The organism is Cupriavidus sp. JZ107 (genome assembly GCF_053903255.1).
The window spans coordinates 1679375-1697160 of sequence record NZ_CP096481.1 but is presented as its reverse complement, the minus strand read 5'-3'; the positions used below and the strand labels follow the sequence as shown (position 1 = coordinate 1697160).

Here is a 17786-nt window from a genome sequence, read left to right as displayed (position 1 = left end):
CCCGTCTGTGCGTATTTCGCCGCTGAATGTTAGAAAACTGCTGAACCAAAACGTTTTGGTTAGTCTATGCGAAGGCCGGCAGCCATGCAAGCGGCCGGCCGAAACCAGCGGTATCGGCTGTGTTGCCCGCTGCTGCGGGCCACCAAGGCCCGGCGCAAGCGTGAGCTGGATGGGTGCGAAGGAAACGCGTGAAGGAATCAGGCCGGCAAGGATCCAGCCGCGGTTGCGTTCAGCCCCAGCGTGGACTTGAGCATCTCGTAGACCTGCCGCGTGGCCGGATTGATCACGTCGGGACGCATCCACAGGTAATACGCGACATCGGGCAGTCGCGGCATGCCGTCGTTCTCGCCCAGCACGCGCATGTCCGGCCCGAGCAGTTCGATGCTGCGCGCGGTTACGCCCAGTCCGGCGCGGATCGCGGCCTTGATGCCGATCAGGTTCGGCGCCAGATAGCCCGGCCGCCACGGCACCTGCGCCAATTCCAGCGCCTCCAGCGCGAGGCGGCGGAACAGGCTCGGTTCGTCGGCCAGGATCAGCGGCACCGGTCGCGAGATGTCATGGACGTAGTCGGCCGCGCAGATCCACACCGTCGGCGAAGTCCGCAGCACCACGCCCTCCAGCGTCGGATCGCTGCGCGTCGACAGCGTCAGGTCGATCTCGCCCCGGCGCAGCGACTCCATCAGGAAGGGGCTGCGCCCGACGTGGATTTCCAGCTGCAGCTTCGGCGAGCTGCGCGCGATATGCGCGAGCAGCGGCGGCAGCATCGTGTCGGCGATATCGTGCGGCGCGCCGATGCGCAGCGCCCCTTCCAGATTGCCTTCGCGCAGCGCGCGCAGCGCCTCGTCATGGATCGCCAGCATGTGCTTCGCGTATTCGAGCAGCTTCTGGCCATGCGGCGACAGCCGCTTGCTGCGGCCCTGCTTGTCGAACAGCGGCAGCCCGACCTGCTCCTCCAGCCGCTGCATCTGCTGGGTTACCGCGGACTGGGTCTTGTGGGTCGCGTCGGCGGCGGCCGCAAAGGTGGTGTGCTCGGCGATGGCGACCAGCGTCCGCAGCAGTTCGAGATCGAGGTGGCGCATGGGAATAGAAAGGTGTGGTCGGCAATGTGCCGACGACCATCGCGTCATTCCCGCGAAGGCGGGAATCCAGCGTCTTTCAAAGCCACTGGGTCCCCGCCTTCGCGGGGACGACGGCCAAGTATATATAAGACTTACTTATATGTTTGCGCAATATTCTAAGTTGTTCGCCCCCATCGCGTTCAGTACAGTGTGGCTCCAGACCCGTATCCATCCGCATCTATCCGCATAATTCAGGAGTTTTCGATGAGCCTCGCTCCCGCCCGCGCCGAAGCCCGCACCGCAGCCGTCCAGGGCGCCATTCAAAGCATTAAGGATATTGTTGAAAACAAGGCGCTGACGCGCGAGGCGCTGGACCGGGTGCTGGCCGTGGTCAAGGACCTGGCGGCCCATCGCGAATGGTGGAGCGAAGCCGATTTCGCGCCGCCCGAGGCCGGCGAGCGCCAGGCCCGCTATCTGATCAGCGAAGACCCTGACCAGCGCTATGCGCTCTATCTGAACGTGATGCGCCCGGGCAAGCGGATTCCGCCGCATAACCACACCACCTGGGCCTGCATCGCCGCAGTCGAGGGCGAAGAGCAGAACTACGTCTATCGCCGACTCGACGACGGTTCGCAGCCTGGCATCGGCCATCTCGAGCAGAGCGATACCGTGCGCGTCGGCCCCGGCGAAGGCATCGCGCTGATGCCCGACGACATTCACTCGGTCGAGATCCAGGGCGACCAGGTCATCCGCCATCTGCACATGTATGGCCGCGCGCTGGAAACGCTGAAAGAACGCATCGCGTTCGACCTCGAGACCGGCCGCTACCAGGTGATGTCGGTCGGCGTGCAGACGCGCCGCTGATTTCCGCGCGGCCCGTCGATCCGCGCCAGCGCATCGCGCGACGACCGCCACCTCCGACCGATTCCCCTCCCCTTGCCACCTATGGCTGTCCTCGGCCAGGGGAGCGTTTTGCCTGAATTCCGCCGGCCACCAGTGTCGCAACCGCTGGCCCATGAACCTGCAATGCCCCGCAATGACCCCGCAATGACCCAATACGTAGACGCCCCGACCCTGAAGTCCTGGCTGCATGACGGCGCCGAGATCGCGCTGCTCGATGTGCGCGAACACGGCCAGTACGGCGAATCGCACCTGTTCCTCGCGGTGCCGCTGCCGTACAGCCGCCTCGAGCTCGAGATCGGCCGCCTGGTGCCGCGCCGCGATGTCCGCGTGGTGGTCTACGACCATGACGAGAGCGTCGCCGTGCCGGCCGCCGCCGCGCTGCTCGCCGCGGGCTACACCGACGTGCACGTGTTGCGCGGCGGCACCGCGGCCTGGGCCGCGGCCGGCTATGCGCTGTTCGCCGGCGTCAACGTGCCATCGAAGACGTTCGGCGAACTGGTCGAGCACAAGCTGCATACGCCGCGCATCGGTGCCGAGCAGCTGCATGCGATGCAGGCGCGCGGCGACAAGCTGGTCGTGCTCGACGGCCGGCCGCTGTCCGAATACCGCAAGATGAATATTCCCGGCGCGATCTGCTGCCCCAACGGCGAGCTGGCCTACCGGCTGCGCGACCTGGTGCCGGACGACGACACGCCGATCGTGATCAATTGCGCGGGACGCACGCGCAGCATCATCGGCGCGCAGACGCTGATCAATCTGGGCGTGCCCAATCCGGTCTACGCGCTGGAGAACGGCACGCAGGGCTGGTATCTGGCCGACTACCAGCTCGAGCACGGCAACGATCGCCACTATCCCGAGAAGACCGGCGCCAGTGACCTGGAACCGATGCGCGCCGCGGCGGCACGGCTCGCCGAACGTCACGGCGCCGAGACGGTCGGCGCCGCGACGGTACAGGGCTGGGCCCGCGACACCGCCCGCACGCTGTTCCTGTGCGACGTCCGCACCCCGGAAGAATTCGCGCGCGGCTCGCTGCCCGGCGCGCAGCATACGCCGGGCGGCCAGCTGATCCAGGCCACCGATCAGTACGTCGGCGTGCGCGGCGCACGGCTGGTGCTGTTCGACGACGACGGCGTGCGCGCGCCGGTGGTCGCGAGCTGGCTGCGCCAGCTGGGGCACGACGCCCATGTGCTGGCGGACGGCTTGCGCAGCGGCCTGGCGCTTTCGCCCGCTCCCGCGGCCGCACTGCCGGCACTGGCCTCCGTCGATGCGGCACGTCTGGCGCGCGAGCTCGACAGCGGCGAGGTCGTCGCGATCGATCTGCGCGCCAGCATGGATTACCGCAAGGCGCATGTCCCCGGTGCGCGGTGGTCGATCCGCCCGCGCCTCGCCCACGACATGGCCGGCGACGCGCGCCCGCTGGTGCTGATCGCCGATCAGCCGGAAATCGCCGCGGCCGCCGCGCTGTCGTTGCCCGCGCCGCAACGGGCGCTGGCGCGCGTGCTCGACGGCGGCATCGCGGCGTGGAAGGCCGCCGGCCTGCCGCTGGCCGCGTCGCCGAACGAGCCCGCCGACCACGACTGCATCGACTACCTGTTCTTCGTGCACGACCGCCACGACGGCAACAAGGCCGCCGCCCGCCAGTACCTGGCGTGGGAAACCAATCTGATCTCCCAGCTCGACGACGCGGAGCTGGGCAGCTACCGCCTGCCGTAGTACCCACCACGCCTGGAGGAGTCCCCATGAAAAGAACCATATCCCTGTCGATGCTCGGCCTGCTGACCGCGGTGCAACTGGCCGCGGCCCCGATCGCCAGCGCGCAGCCGCTGGCGCCGGTCGGCGGCTATCCGAGCCAGCCGATCCGCTTTGTGTCGCCCTTCCCCGCCGGCGGCGGCAACGATGCGATCACGCGCATCGTCACCAACAAGCTGGCCGCCGTCACCGGCCAGCCCGCGGTCGTCGACAACCGCGGCGGTGCCGGCGGCAATATCGGCGCGAAGCTGGTGGCCGAGACCAAGCCCGACGGCTATACGCTGCTGACTTCGCAGGTCTCGCTGATGGCGGTCAATCCGACGCTGTACTCGTCGGCCGGCTTCGATCCGATCAAGAGCTTCACGCCGATCACGCAACTCAATGCCGCGCCACTGGCCATCGTCGTTGCCGCCGATTCGCCGCTGAAGACCTTTGCCGACCTGGTCACGCAGGCCAAAGCCGAGCCGGGCAAGCTGACCTATGCGACGCCGGGCAACGGCACGCTGTCGCATCTGGTCGGCGTCGTCCTCGACAAGGACCACAAGATTGCGCTGACGCATGTGCCCTACAAGGGCGCAGGCCCGGCCATTACCGACCTGCTCGGCGGCCAGGTGGCGACGCTGATCACGTCGACGTCATCGGTCGCGGGCTTCGTGCAGAACGGCAAGATGCGTGTGCTGGCGGTGACGAGCCCGAAGCGCCTCGGCGTATTCGCCAAGGTGCCGACGCTCGACGAGCTCGGCTACAAGAACGCCAGCTTCGAGGACTGGTACGGCATCTTCGCGCCAGCCGGCACCTCGCCCGAGCGCGTCGCCTACCTGCGCGCCTCGATCGTGCAGGTGCTGCAGTCGCCCGAGGTCGTCAAGCTGATCCACGACGGCGGCAGCGAGGTCGTGGCCAGCACGCCCGAGGCCTTCGCGGCGCAGCTCAAGAGCGATATCGCGAAGTGGTCGCGCATCGTCAAGCTGTCGGGCGCGAAGATCGACTGATTGCCGATGCCGACGCCGTTGCGCGGTGCCGGGTCCGTTCGCGGCCGGCACCGCGCCTGAGTCACCCGCCTCCGCCGCTTCCGTCTCACACCATTCCGCATCCATTCGGCGCCGCCGCTCCGCCGTGATGGCCGCCTTGATGCCGCTCTGACGCCATGCCCGATCCCACCAGACATTCGCCGCTGACCACGCTGATCCACGCCGGCAAGGCGCTCGACTACCCAGGCGGCCGCCCGGTCAATCCGCCGGTGGTGCGCAGCAGTACCGTGCTGTTCGACACCGTCGCGCAGCAGCGCGAAGCGCGCGCCCGGCGCGGCGAGGAACGCCTGTTCACCTACGGCGCGCGCGGCACGCCGACCAGCTTCGCGCTCGAGGACGCGGTCTGCGCGCTCGAAGGCGGCTACCGCACGCGGCTGTATCCAACCGGGCTGGCGGCAATCGGCATGACGCTGCTGGCCTATCTGCGTCCGGGCGACCATGTGCTGATGGCCGACTGCGTCTACGAACCGGTGCGCAATCTGGCCAACACCTTCCTGCGCGACCACGGCATCCGCGTCGATTTCTACGCCGCCGACGGCCACGATATCGAGGCCCGCATCGAACCGAACACGCGCATGCTGTACGCCGAATGCCCGGGCTCGCTGGTCTACGAGATGTGCGACCTGCGCCAACTGTCGGCGCTGGCGCGCCGGCGCGGGCTGCTGCTGGTGGCCGACAACACCTGGGGCTCCGGCCTGCAATACCGGCCGCTGGCGCTCGGCGCCGATGTCTCCATCATGGCCGCGACCAAATACCTGTCGGGCCATTCCGACGTGATGATGGGCACGGTGACGACCACCAAGGACGCCTGGCAGCCGCTGTCCACGCTGGCCGACAGCTTCGGCATCGCGGTCAGCCCCGACGACGCCTATCTGGTGCTGCGCGGCATCCGCAGCCTGGCGCCGCGGCTGGCGATGCACGAGGCCAATGCGCTAGCGGTGGCCGACTGGCTGACGCAGCGCGCGGAGGTCGCCACGGTCTTCTGCCCCGCACTGCCCGCCGATCCAGGCCATGCGCTGTGGCAGCGCGATTGCACGGGTACCAACGGCCTGCTTTCCTTCGAACTGCGCGGGCACGGGCTGGCGGCCGCCGAGCGCTTCATCGACGCACTGACGCTGTTCGGCATCGGCGCGTCCTGGGGCGGCTACGAGAGCCTGGCCACGCTGTCCGACCTGGGGCGCGCTCGCAGCGTCGACGACTGGTCGGCGCGCGGGCCGATCGTCCGGCTGCATATCGGCCTCGAGGATCCGCGCGACCTGATTGCGGATCTCGAGCAGGGACTGGCGGCGATGGCGCGTTGACATCCCGGTTCATCGAGCAGTTCGCTTGCTCCACCGCGGCCTGCGCGCCATCCTTTGACCACGATATGGCGGAAACTGAGTTGTCTTCGTATGAGGGTACCGAGAGGCGGTAGCCGGATCCGAGCCCTACTCTTCGGCCGCGTCTGCATTGCGTTGAAGTGCACCCGCACGACCAAAGTCCTGGAAGGCGTTTCTCAACGCCATCGCGGATCTCCTATGCGTTTAAACGCACCTGTTTACCGATTAAATATTGCTTATTTTTAGAAAAATTATTTAAACATCACATTTCAGTCGTCCTGCCGGGTATTCCGTCGAGCCAGTTTCGGCCGGGCGATAGCGCGTCTCATCGAGCCGTCAAAATCGCGTTTTCGGGCCCGCTCGGCAAAGCAGGTAAACTACTGCCCGTTCGCCGTACCGGGGACGACCCGGAACATGCCTTCACCGTCCGCCCTGCGATAGCCGGAACGACGCGCGAGGTGGGCGCCGGCGAACCCACCATCAGGCCTTCGGGCCCACTCTAGCGGCGCCGGACTGTCCGGCATCGCGCAGGCTTGCCCGGCTCCACTGCCGGCATTCGCCGCCAGCAAGGCAACGTCGCCCACTTCGACCCTCGCCCGGGATAGGCGCCATCGCGCACGTCCCGATGACGACCCGCGTGCCCGCGCGGGACTGGTACCGCGGGCCATCGGCCTGACGGGTCCGCCGGCGCCCCGTGCGCCGGACGGGTCCGACCTCGGAGGACAATCCATGAAGAAGACAGCCAGCCCCTGGCTGCTGGCGGCCGGGCTATTGCCCGTCGCCGCTCTCCCCGGCGCCGCGCAAGCCGAGCCCGGCGTCACGCTGTACGGCATCGTCAGCTCGGCGGTGCGCTACACCTCGAATCTCGACGGCCATCACAACGACCAGGTCGGGCTGGTGTCCGGCGGCATGGTCGGCAGCCGCTTCGGCCTGAAAGGCGACGAAGACCTCGGCGGCGGCAATCACGCGATCTTCCAGCTGGAAGCGGGCGTCGGCAGCGACGACGGCCGCCTCGGCTACAACGCGTTCTTCGGCCGGCAGGCCTATGTCGGCCTCAAGGGCGACTGGGGCAGCCTGACCTTCGGGCGGCAGTACAACGCACTGAACAATATCGGCTGGGCCTTCAATCCGCTCGACCACGGCTGGGGCAACTTCTGGTCGGACCCGCTGTACCTGGGCGGCGACATCTTTATCCAGGACTACCGCATCAACAACAGCGTGGTCTACCAGCGCACGATGGGTCCGCTGACCGTGCAGCTCGACTACGGCGCCGGCGAGCAGCCCGGCAGCATGGTCCGCGGCACCACGCTGGGCGGCGGCGCGCTGTACCAGCAAGGACCGGTCGCCTTCGGCGTCGCCTACGACCAGCGCAAGAACGACGATGGCAGCGGCACCGTGCGCAACTACACGGTCGGCGGCTCGTATGCGTTCGGCAAGGCCAAGGCGTTCCTCGGCCATATGGGCCGGCGCGAATCGGCGACCGATGCGCGCCATGCGATCGCCTTCGCCGGGCTGGGCTATCAGCTGACGCCGGCGCTGCATCTGTCCGGCGCCTACTACCGCTACTGGCAGAACGGCAACGTCGCCACGCAGTTCCAGGACGTGCCGGTGCCGCTGGGCAGCGGCAATGCCGACAGCATCGCGGTGGTGGCCGACTATGCGCTATCGAAGCGCACCCACGTCTACGTCGAGGCCGATGCCGCACGGGCGCGCGGTGGCGCGGTCGGTCGCGAGACCGAGTACTGGGCCGGCACGCCGGCGCTCGACGTCGACAGCACCACGCGCGTCGGCGTGATGGTGGGCATGCGCCATCACTTCTGATCGTTCCTGGCCGCGCGCTGGCCGCGGAACAGCACCCAGCGCTCGGCGGCCTCGAAGAGGCCCTGCGCCAGCAGCGCGAGCAGCGCCGACGGTATCGCGCCGGCCAGCAGCAGCGTGTCATCGTTGAGCGCAAGGCCGGTGGCGATGCGTTCGCCATAGCCGCCGGCACCGACGAAGGCGGCCACGGTGGCGGTGCCGACGCTGATCACGACCGCGGTCTTGATGCCGGCCAGGATCACCGGCAGCGCCAGCGGCAGTTCGACATGACGCAGCCGCTGGCGGGCGGTCAGCCCCAGCGCGCGGCCGGCGTCCGACAGGCCGGCCGGCACCTGCTGCAGCCCGGTGCAGGTATTGCGCACGATCGGCAGCAAGGCGTACAGAAACAGCGCGACCATCGCCGGCCACAGGCCGATGCGGCCAAGCAGCGGAATCAGCCCGGCCAGCAGCGCGAGCGACGGGATCGTCTGCAACATGCCGGCGATCGCCAGCACGACCTGCCCCAGCCGCCGTCGGCGCGCCGCGACGACGCCCAGCGGCACACCGACCACCACCGCGGCCCCGACCGCGCCGGCTACCAGCGCCAGATGCTGGCGGGTCAGCCGCCAGGTATCCGGGCCGAGCAAGGCGCCTAACAGCCCTGCCCGCTTGTCGGCCGCGTTGCCCTCCGGGATCTCCCCGGACATCTGCGCCGACTTTTCCTCGGCCCCACGCTCGCCCGCCAGAAACCGCCGCGCCACCGCCGCGAAGCTGGCCCCATCGAGCTCCGCCTGCGCATTCATCGCGATCATCCGTTCGCCGTCGATACGGCCTTCGAGCTCGGCGATCGCACGCCATGCGGCCGGATGGCGCTGCGGCACATCGAGCCGATACAGCACGATCGCGTCATAGCGCGGAAACACCTGGCGGTCGTCGTCAAGCACGCGCAGCCGATAGGCCCGGATCTTGGCGTCGGTCGAATAGATGTCGATCGCGTCGACCTGTCCGGCCACCAGCGCTTCGTAGGCAATGCCGTGGTCCAGCCCGACCGGCTGCTGGGGCAGGCCATAGCGGCTGGCCAACGTGTGCCAGCCGTCGGCGCGGCCGAGGAATTCGTGCGACAGGCCGAGCCGCAGCCCCGGTGCGCGTGCCAGGTCGGACAGCGTGCGCAGGTTGTCAGGCGCGGCTGCGGCTTGCGCAGCCTTGCCCCTCTCGCCGCGCACGGCGATCGCATAGGTGTTCTGGAAACCGAAGGGCACCGCCGCGCCCAGCCCCAGTGGCGCGAGGGCCGCGTTGATCTGCGCCAGCGTCGCGGTGGCCGGCAGCTTCAGCAGTTCGGCAGCGACGGTGCCGGTGTAGTCCGGATACAGGTCGATGCTGCCGGCGCGCAGCGCGGCGAACACGATCGCGGTATTGCCGAGTCCCGCCAGATGGCGGGCGGGCCCGGCGCTCGCCGCGCTCTGGGTCAGGATTTCGCCGAGGATGTAGGACTCGGTAAAGCGCTTCGAGCCGACCTTCAGCGGGGCGTTGGCGGCGGGCGGATCGCCCTGCGCCCAGCCGGAAAGCGGCATGCCGCATCCGAGCAGCACCGCGACCGACAGCGCCATCAGCAGGCTCGACAGCGGTCTCCATCGCGGACCGAAAGGCCGGCCGCATGATTCCTTCATCGCATTTCTCCACGCGAACGATCGGCTCATGATAGCGACCCACCGCCCGGCCGCCCCCGCAGCAGGACGCCCGCCCGCGCCCGGTCGCAGAAGCGTATGCCGAAATAGTATTTGCCTTTGGCATCATAAGCGCGCAAGAATGCGATATACGCATACTCACCCGCCATGGAAATCCGTCAGCTCGAAGCCTTCGCAGCAGTGATGTCGACCGGCAGCGTCACCGCCGCCGGCCGCCTGCTGGGCCGCTCGCAGCCGGCGATCACGCGCTCGATCCAGGAGCTGGAGAGCGAACTGGGCTTCGCGCTGTTTGCCCGCAGCGGACCGCGCGTCAGCCCGACCGAGCGCGGCTTCCTGCTATACGAGGAAGTCGAGCCGGTGCTGCTCGGCATGCAGCAGATCCGTGCCAGCGCCGCGGTGATCGGCCGCGAAGGCAGCCGCTCCCTCAACGTGGTGGCAACGCCGGCGCTGGCCGCCGGGCTGGTACCCGCCGCACTGGCCGCCGATCCGTCGCTGCCGGCGCAGATCCATCTGCACAGCGCCTCGCCCGAGAAGGTGGTGCACGCGGTGCTGACTGGCGCCGCCGAGGTCGGCGTCACCAGCCTGCCGCTCGAGCATCGCGGCGTGGCGGTGCACTGGATCGGCGAGGTCCAATGCGTGGCGGCGCTGGCCGCCGGCGATCCGCTGGCGGCCGCCGATACCGTGCCGCTGGCCGCCTGCGCCGAACGCGCGCTGGTGACGATGCAGAACCCCTACCGGCTGCGCCAGCTGGTGGACCGGGCGCTGGAGAGCGCCGGCATCGCGGTGCCGTGCCGCATCGATACCAATACCTCGCTGAACGCGCTGGCGCTGGTGCGCGCCGGGCTGGGGCTGGCGGTGCTCGAGCCGGTGACGGCCTATGGCCTTCCGGTCGACGGCGTGGCCGTGCGGCCGATCGACGTGCCGATCCCCTTCCATTTCTGCGTGATCACGCCGCAGGGACGGCCGCCGACGCCGGCGGTGCAGAGCCTGACCGAGCAATTGGCGCTGGCCGCGGCGCGGCTGTTGCCGGGCTTCGTTCGGCGAGACCCGCGCGAGGGCGACAGCGTGATGCCGCTGGCGCCGCTGGTGCCGCCGCTGGTGCCGCCGCTGGTGCCGCAATCCGAAGCGGTCAGCGACGCCGGCACCGCACGCGGGCCGGCCCGTCCCGCCCTATCCCGACAGAACGATTGATGTCAGCCTGAAGTGCTCTCGATGTCCACGACCGATTCCACACTGTCTTCCGCTCCCGCCGGCCTGCCCGCGCTGGAAGCCCGCCTGCGCCAGGACCTCGCCTGGCTGGACCTGCCCGCCAAGCCGTGGGTGCCGCCGCGCCAGTTCGACGGCGCGCCGGTGCTCGACGTCGCCATCATCGGCGGCGGCATGGCCGGCCTCGCGGCCAGCGCGACGCTGAAGCATCTGGGCATCGCTGCCCGGATTTTCGACCGTGCGCCGGCGGGTTTCGAAGGGCCATGGGCCACCACCGCCCGCATGGAAACCCTGCGCTCGCCCAAGCAGCTGACCGGCCCGGCGCTCGGCCTGCCCGCGCTGACGTTCCGCGCCTGGTTCGAGGCGCAATTCGGCACGGCGGCATGGGACGCGCTCGACAAGATTCCGCGCCTGCAATGGATGGACTATCTGCGCTGGTATCGGCAGGTGCTCGATCTGGACGTGGCCAACGAACACACCGTCGATACCGTGCTGCCCCGCGCCGACGGCCTGGTCGAACTGCGGATGACCACACCCGCCGGCCCACGGCGCGTGATGGCGCGGCGCGTGGTGCTGGCCACCGGGCGCGATGGCCTGGGCGGCCCGCTGCTGCCATCCTTCGCGCAGGACCTGCCGGCCCATCTGTGGGCGCACTCGTCCGATCCGATGGATTACCGCCTGCTGCGCGGCAAGCGCGTCGGCGTGGTTGGGGCCGGCGCATCGGCGATGGACAGTGCCGCGACCGCGCTGGAGGCCGGCGCGGCCAGCGTCGACCTGCTGATCCGCCGCGCCGAGATTCCGCGCATCAACAAGAGCAAGGGCTCGGGCAACCCCGGGCTGACGCACGGCCACTACGGACTGCCCGATCAGTGGAAATGGCGGCTGCGCCATTACATCAACAGCGAACAGGTGCCGCCGCCGCGCGGCAGCACGCTGCGCGTGTCGCGCCACGACAATGCGCGCTTCCATGTCGGCTGCCCGATCGAGCGAGTCGAAGTCCGCGGCGGGGTTGGCGGCGGGGGCGACAGCGATACGCTGCGCGTGCACACCGCCAAGGGCGTGTTCGAGCTCGACTTCCTGCTGCTGTCGACGGGCTTTCGCGTCGATTTCGGTGCGCGGCCGGAGTTCTCGGTCATCGCACCGCAGATTCGGCTGTGGGGCGACCGCTTCCAGCCGCCGGCCGGCCAGGAAGACCCGGAACTGCGCGATTCGCCCGACCTGGGCCCGGTATTCGAATTCCAGGAGAAGACGCCCGGCGCCTGCCCCGGCCTGTCGCGCGTGCACTGCTTCTGCTATCCGGCCGCGCTGTCGCACGGCACGATTTCGGGCGACATCCCGGCCATCAGCGACGGCGCGCGCCGGCTGGGCCAGGGCATCGCCGCGCTGCTGTACCAGGAAGACGTCGAGACCCATTTCGCCGTGCTGCAGGCCTATGCCGAGCCGGAGCTCTACGGCGACGAATGGACGCCGGCGCCGCCGCCTGCGCTTCAAGGGCAATGAACACGATCGGCCGTGATGTCGTTCCCGCGAAGGCGGGAACCCAGCGTCTTTGGAAGTTCTGGGTCCCCGCGTGCGCGGGGACGACGGATTCGCTGGCAAGCGCCGAACCCTGTTCCTTCGCTGACCGCTGACTTTTCTGGCTTTTTCCTTCCGACACCATGACTGCTTCGTCCACCCCAGCCAACGCCACCGCCGAACTCGACCTGATCGACCGCCTCGCGGGCCTTGCCGCCGGCAGCGCCACGCATGCGCTGCGTCATCAGCGCGACAAGGTCGCCGTCGCGACCGAGGGCAGCTATCGCACGATGTTCGATCCGGCCCTGCCCGGCCTGTCGCTGACCGAACGCCTCGCGGTCGCGCTATATGCGTCGCGGCTGACGCCGTCGGCCGAACTGGCCGCGCACTATCTGGATCGGCTGCGCGCGGCCGGCGCCGATGCCGAGACGGTGGCGGCGGCCGACGGTGCGCGTCTCGATGCCGTCGCCGATGCGCGGCTGCGCGCGATGCTGGCCTTCACGCGCAAGCTGATCGAAAAACCGGTCGAAGGCGACCGCGCCGCGCTGCTGAGCCTGCCGGCCGCCGGACTGTCAACGCCCGAAGTCGTGACGCTGGCGCAGCTGATCGCCTTCCTGTCATACCAGGCGCGGCTGGTCGCCGGTCTGCGCGCGTTGAGCGGCGCGTCGCAGGGCGAGGCGCTGCCGAGCGACCTGGCGCCGGCCGCTGCGGCGACCACGAGGCCGGGCGACATCATTCGCATCAACGGCTTCACCAATGAAGTGCTGGACTGGAAGGCATGGCTCGACGTGGTGCCGGTCGACCGGGCGACGCCCGAGCAGATCGCCGTGCTCGAGGAAAGCCATCCGAAAGCCAAGGTCTCGGACTACTACCTGTTCCTGGTGCACCAGCCGGAGATCCTGCGGCAGCGTTCGGCGGCCTTCAACGCGATCATGTACGCGCCCGGCGGCATGGCGCGCGCCGAGCGCGAACTGGCGAGCACCGTGGTGTCGTGCATCAATGGCTGCGTCTACTGCGCGTCGGTCCATGCGCAACGCTTCGAACAGCTGGCCAAGCGCAACGACGCGATCGCGCAGGTCTTCGACAATCCGCGCACGGCGGGCACGACCGCGCGTGAGCAGGCCATCGCGCGCTTCTCGGTCGCGCTGACCGAGCACCCGGACCGCATCGGCGCGGCGTCGCTGGCGGCGCTGCGCGAAGCCGGATTGAGCGATGCCGAGATCCTCGACGGCATTCACGCCATTGCGATCTTTGCGTGGGCGAATCGGTTGATGTTGAATCTGGGCGAGCCGGTGGTGGCAGTGCAAGCGTAAGGGGTTGTTGGGCCGCTGTTTGCCCTCTCCCCGGCCCTCTCCCGCAAGCGGGAGAGGGAGAACACCAACGGTATTTTTTTGCTCCCGTTGCCCGCCTTCCGGGTAGTGGGAGAGGGAGAACATCGGCGGTGTTTTTGCTTCCCTTGCCCGCCTTCCGTGTAGTGGGAGAGGGAGAACATCGGCGGTATTTTTGCTCCCCTTGCCCGCCTTCCGGGTAGTGGGAGAGGGAGAACATCGGCGGACTTTGCTATCGCGCTTGGTTGCTCCCCTCGCCCGCTTGCGGGAGAGGGGCCGGGGGAGAGGGCAAGCGGCGCTCGCCAACCGCCACCGTCCGCGCGCTACTCCTGCCCCCCAGGCGCCAGCACATCGCGCGCGCCATTACGTCCCATCGGCGAAACCAACCCCGCCACTTCCATCTGTTCGATCAGCCGCGCCGCGCGGTTGTAGCCGATGCGCAGATGGCGCTGTACCGCCGAGATCGACGCGCGGCGCGACGTCAGCACGAAGGCCGCGGCCTCGTCGTACAGCGGATCGGCCTCGGCATCGCCGCCGGGTCCGTCGCCGAACAGATCGCCGCCAGTGGCTTCAGCCGGATCGGGCGCGAGAATGGCGTCGTCGTAATCCGGCTCGCCGAACTGCTTCCAGTGCTCGACCACGCGATGGACTTCGTCGTCGCCGGCAAAGGCGCCGTGCACGCGTTGCGGATAGCCGGTGCCCGGCGGCAGGAACAGCATGTCGCCCTGGCCCAGCAGGCTTTCGGCGCCCATCTGGTCCAGGATCGTGCGCGAGTCGATCTTCGACGAGACCTGGAAGGCCACGCGCGTCGGGATATTGGCCTTGATCAGCCCGGTGATCACGTCGACCGACGGGCGCTGCGTGGCCAGGATCAGATGGATGCCGGCCGCGCGCGCCTTCTGCGCGAGGCGCGCGATCAGTTCCTCGATCTTCTTGCCGGCCACCATCATCAGGTCGGCCAGCTCGTCGATCACCACCACGATCAGCGGCAGCGTCGACAGCGGCTCGGGCGCGTCCGGCGTCAGCGAGAACGGATTGCGGACCTTGTCGCCGGCGGCCTCGGCGGCGCGGATCTTCTGGTTGTAGCCGGCGAGGTTGCGCACGCCGAGCGCCGACATCAAGCGGTAGCGCTTCTCCATCTCGCCGACGCACCAGTTCAGCGCGTGCGCGGCCTGCTTCATGTCGGTGACCACCGGCGCCAGCAGATGCGGGATGCCCTCGTACACCGACAGCTCCAGCATCTTCGGGTCGATCATGATCATCCGCACATCGTCCGGCGTGGCCTTGTACAGCATCGACAGGATCATCGCGTTGATCGCCACCGACTTGCCCGAGCCGGTGGTGCCGGCCACCAGCAGGTGGGGCGCGCGCGCCAGATCGGTGACCACCGGATTGCCGGTGATGTCCTTGCCCATCGCAAGCACCAGCCGCGAGGCATGGGCCTGGAACGACGAGGCGGCGACGATCTCCGACAGGCGGATCATCTCGCGGCGGGCATTGGGCAATTCGAGGCCCATGCAGGTCTTGCCGGGAATCGTTTCGACCACGCGGATCGAACTGACGCCGAGCGCGCGCGCCAGATCCTTCATCAGCCCGACCACCTGCGCCCCGCGTACGCCCATCGCGGGCTCGACCTCGAAGCGCGTGATCACCGGACCGGCCGACGCGCCGACCACGGACACCGGCACCTTGAACTCGGCCAGCCGCTGCGCGATCAGCTCGCCGGTCTCGGCCAGATGCTGTTCGGAGACCTGCTCGGCGTGTTCGACGGCCGGTTCCAGCAGATCGATGCCGGGCAGGCGGTAGTCGACGATGCGGGGCGGCGGTGGCGGGACGATCGGCTGAGCCGGTGCGGCCGGTCTTGCCGTCGCATTGGCGACCGCGGGCGGCGCTGCGGCGTCGAGCGGCACCGCGCGGCCGACCACGGCCGGCAGCACGATGCGGGGCTTTTGCGCCGGGGGCGGCGTGGGGTCGGCTGTTTCCGGTGCGGCTTCGCGCGCGGCTTCCGAAGTGTGTTCCATCGTGCCGGCGGACGCTGCGGCGACATCGTCCGGCTCGTGCCACGGCGGTTCCCAGGCTGGCGTGGGCATCGCCGCGGGCGCCGGCTTTGGAGTCGGCTCGATGTTCGGCTCGGACGCCGGCTCTGGTTGAGGCTCCGAGTCCGGTTCGAAGGTCGGCGGCAATGCGGCCATCGGCGTCGCGTCATCCGATTGCGTCGGCGCGGCCTCGAGGACCGCGTCGACCGGAATGTGCTGAGCTTCGATCGGAGCGGCCGGCCCGCCGTCAGCCGCGAGCTCGCTGCCCGGCTGGCCCTGTTCGGCGCCAGCCAGTGCGCGCAGTTCGGCCAGCAGCGCCTGCGCCTCGGCGCGGATCGCCGCGTAGGCGGCGGTCTGCTCGGCGTGCGCTGGCTCCGCTTCGGCCCGGTGAGATTCGGCCGGCGCGGCCGTCGGTTCCGCGACGGCTGTGGCTGTAGCAGTGGCCACGTCGTCGGTCGGCACGGTGGCGCCCTGCTCCACGGCCGGCGCCGCCGTCGGGGAAGGCACCGCTACGTTGCCGCCATTCGCCGGCACAGCGCTCGCCGCCCTCGCCTGCGGCTGCGCTGCGGGCAACGTCGTGATTGCGCTGCGCAAACCCAGTTGCGGCTGATGGAAGGGACTGGCGACGACGGTCGCGCGCAGTTGCCCGCGCGACGAAGCGGCGGCGGCAGCGGACGCGGTCGATGCCACAGCGGCCGTCGGCGCAACGGCTGCCGGCCGCGATGGTGCCGAAGCGGTCGTCCTGGCGGGCGGGGATTTCTGCGCTGGCGCGGTTGCCGCGGCGCTCGCCGGTGGAACGGTTCGGGTCGGTTGCGTCGGATGCAGCCAGATTTCGCCGGGCTGTGGCGGCGACACGCGGGTGCGCGGCGGCGGTTGCCACGCCGGCGATCGTCGGGCCGACACCGCTTCGATGCCCTTGTGTCGGGCCGTCGGGCGCCGGACGCTGTCGTCGCCGACCGGCGTCCATCGCGTGGCCGCGGGAGCCGGCATGGAAGCTTCACGCAGCGGACGCGACGCGGCAGGCACCGCTTCTTCGCTGGCATCGCCGGCAGCGGCATGGCGCCGCGGCTTGCGTGCGAACAGGCTGGGCCAGGTCTCGCCGAACACCATCGGCGCGGCCAGTGCCAGCACACCGAGCATCAGCAGCAGCGCGCCGGTCCAGCCGAACAGGTCGGCCGCGATGCCGGCCACCCCTGCCCCGGCGGCGCCGCCGGAGGACGCGCTGGGCTCCACGTCGGACGAGGCCGACGCGCTGGCGGTCAGCGCCTCGAGCGCCGCGCTCGCGCACAGCGTCAGCGCACTGCCGAGCCAGACGCGCAGCGTGCCGGGCCCGGAAAACACCGGCTGTCCTGCCAGCATGCGCGCGACCATGCGCCACGCCAGCGGCAACAGCCAGAAGGTCGACAATCCGAACCAGCCCAAACCCATATCGCTACGCCATCGAAAAAACCACGGGCAGCGATTGTAGCGGTTATGCCGCCGGTGCCGTCCCTGCCACAGCCAAAAAACGCCGCGCGCGGCGGATCAATTCAGCGGCCCGCCGGCTCCGCCGACGCTGAAGCGGCCCGCACCGAGCAGCATCACCGCGACCGCGGCGCCGAGGAACATGCCCTGCAGTTCCAGCTCCCAGCCACCGCTCTTGTTGAGCATGCCCAGCTGATGCATATGGACCAGGCCGACCGCGAACAGCATGTTGATGACGATCACCAGCGCCGCGGCGCGCGTCCACAGGCCAATGATCAGCAGCACGGGCGCCAGCACTTCGCCGATGTAGACGCCATAGGCGAGGAAGGAAGGCAGGCCCGCCTGGTCGACCATCTGCACGATGTGGCCGGGGCCGTTGATGACCTTGGCGATGCCGTGCAGCAGGATCAGTATTCCCAGCACGATGCGCAGCACCGCCTTGCCCAGATCCTGAGAACCATGAGTAGCAGCCATCGATGTCACTCCTTTGGTGGTTGACGCAAACGGGTCCCCGGTTCGATCCGTGCGCGGACGTTGTAGGCGCCTTGCGCTGCACGCGAGGCGCCCCTGTACCTTAGCGCCGGTTCGCGTGAAGGTAAAGCCGCAAATGCTTGTGGAGTCCTTGCTGGGCGCGGGTTGTGGCGCGGATCGCAACACCGCGGCATGCCGCCCCGCGCCGAACCGTCCGCACGACGGCG

At 69.2% G+C, this 17786-nt stretch carries 12 protein-coding genes; 8 read left to right on the top strand and 4 right to left on the bottom strand.

From position 1 onward, the window contains the following. Nucleotides 1–197: 197 nt before the first annotated feature. The gene (locus tag M1D55_RS17070; RefSeq protein ID WP_006579456.1) at nucleotides 198–1079 is read right to left on the bottom strand and encodes a LysR substrate-binding domain-containing protein; all 882 of its coding nucleotides are present in this window, start codon (nucleotides 1077–1079) and stop codon (nucleotides 198–200) included. A 243-nt stretch (nucleotides 1080–1322) separates the two neighbouring features. Here M1D55_RS17070 and M1D55_RS17065 point away from each other — a divergent pair, with 243 nt between their 5' ends. The 5 genes from M1D55_RS17065 (at nucleotide 1323) to M1D55_RS17045 (ending at nucleotide 7878) form a co-directional block, all read left to right on the top strand. Continuing rightward, nucleotides 1323–1922, top strand: coding sequence for a cysteine dioxygenase family protein (locus M1D55_RS17065; RefSeq protein ID WP_006579455.1), 600 nt, complete (start codon nucleotides 1323–1325; stop codon nucleotides 1920–1922). Nucleotides 1923–2105: 183 nt separating this feature from the next. Further along, nucleotides 2106–3674, top strand: a complete 1569-nt coding sequence (locus M1D55_RS17060) for a rhodanese-like domain-containing protein (protein ID WP_064573541.1) — start codon at nucleotides 2106–2108, stop codon at nucleotides 3672–3674. A gap of 50 nt (nucleotides 3675–3724) precedes the next feature. Then, nucleotides 3725–4699 carry a Bug family tripartite tricarboxylate transporter substrate binding protein gene (locus M1D55_RS17055; RefSeq protein WP_231906286.1) on the top strand — a complete coding sequence of 325 codons (975 nt, stop codon included), beginning with the start codon at nucleotides 3725–3727 and terminating at the stop codon, nucleotides 4697–4699. Nucleotides 4700–4854: 155 nt separating this feature from the next. Next, nucleotides 4855–6039, top strand: a complete 1185-nt coding sequence (gene metC, locus M1D55_RS17050) for a cystathionine beta-lyase (protein ID WP_456282682.1) — start codon at nucleotides 4855–4857, stop codon at nucleotides 6037–6039. A gap of 747 nt (nucleotides 6040–6786) precedes the next feature. Beyond that, entirely contained in the window at nucleotides 6787–7878 is a 1092-nt protein-coding gene (locus M1D55_RS17045; protein ID WP_456282681.1) for a porin, read from the top strand. On the opposite strand, the gene M1D55_RS17040 is transcribed toward M1D55_RS17045, so the two are convergent. Beyond that, nucleotides 7869–9425 carry a glycine betaine ABC transporter substrate-binding protein gene (locus M1D55_RS17040; RefSeq protein WP_456282725.1) on the bottom strand — a complete coding sequence of 519 codons (1557 nt, stop codon included), beginning with the start codon at nucleotides 9423–9425 and terminating at the stop codon, nucleotides 7869–7871. The two genes, M1D55_RS17045 and M1D55_RS17040, sit on opposite strands and share 10 nt — an antisense overlap. A 261-nt stretch (nucleotides 9426–9686) precedes the next feature. Between M1D55_RS17040 and M1D55_RS17035 the strand changes: the two genes are divergently transcribed. The 3 genes from M1D55_RS17035 (at nucleotide 9687) to M1D55_RS17025 (ending at nucleotide 13573) form a co-directional block, all read left to right on the top strand. Beyond that, nucleotides 9687–10730 carry a LysR family transcriptional regulator gene (locus tag M1D55_RS17035; RefSeq protein WP_456282680.1) on the top strand — a complete coding sequence of 348 codons (1044 nt, stop codon included), beginning with the start codon at nucleotides 9687–9689 and terminating at the stop codon, nucleotides 10728–10730. A 21-nt stretch (nucleotides 10731–10751) separates the two neighbouring features. Continuing rightward, a complete protein-coding gene (locus M1D55_RS17030; RefSeq protein ID WP_006579957.1) occupies nucleotides 10752–12245 on the top strand; it encodes a SidA/IucD/PvdA family monooxygenase in 1494 nt (497 codons plus the stop codon). 158 nt (nucleotides 12246–12403) lie between these two features. Beyond that, nucleotides 12404–13573, top strand: coding sequence for a CMD domain-containing protein (locus M1D55_RS17025; protein WP_006579958.1), 1170 nt, complete (start codon nucleotides 12404–12406; stop codon nucleotides 13571–13573). 338 nt (nucleotides 13574–13911) lie between these two features. Here the strand turns inward: M1D55_RS17025 and M1D55_RS17020 are convergent, their stop codons facing one another. After that, nucleotides 13912–17052: a DNA translocase FtsK 4TM domain-containing protein gene (locus M1D55_RS17020; RefSeq protein ID WP_456282679.1), complete on the bottom strand. Its 3141-nt coding sequence runs from the start codon at nucleotides 17050–17052 to the stop codon at nucleotides 13912–13914. A gap of 96 nt (nucleotides 17053–17148) precedes the next feature. Then, on the bottom strand, nucleotides 17149–17562 hold the full coding sequence (locus M1D55_RS17015) for a DoxX family protein (RefSeq protein WP_064573534.1): 414 nt from the start codon (nucleotides 17560–17562) through the stop codon (nucleotides 17149–17151). Nucleotides 17563–17786: the final 224 nt, after the last annotated feature.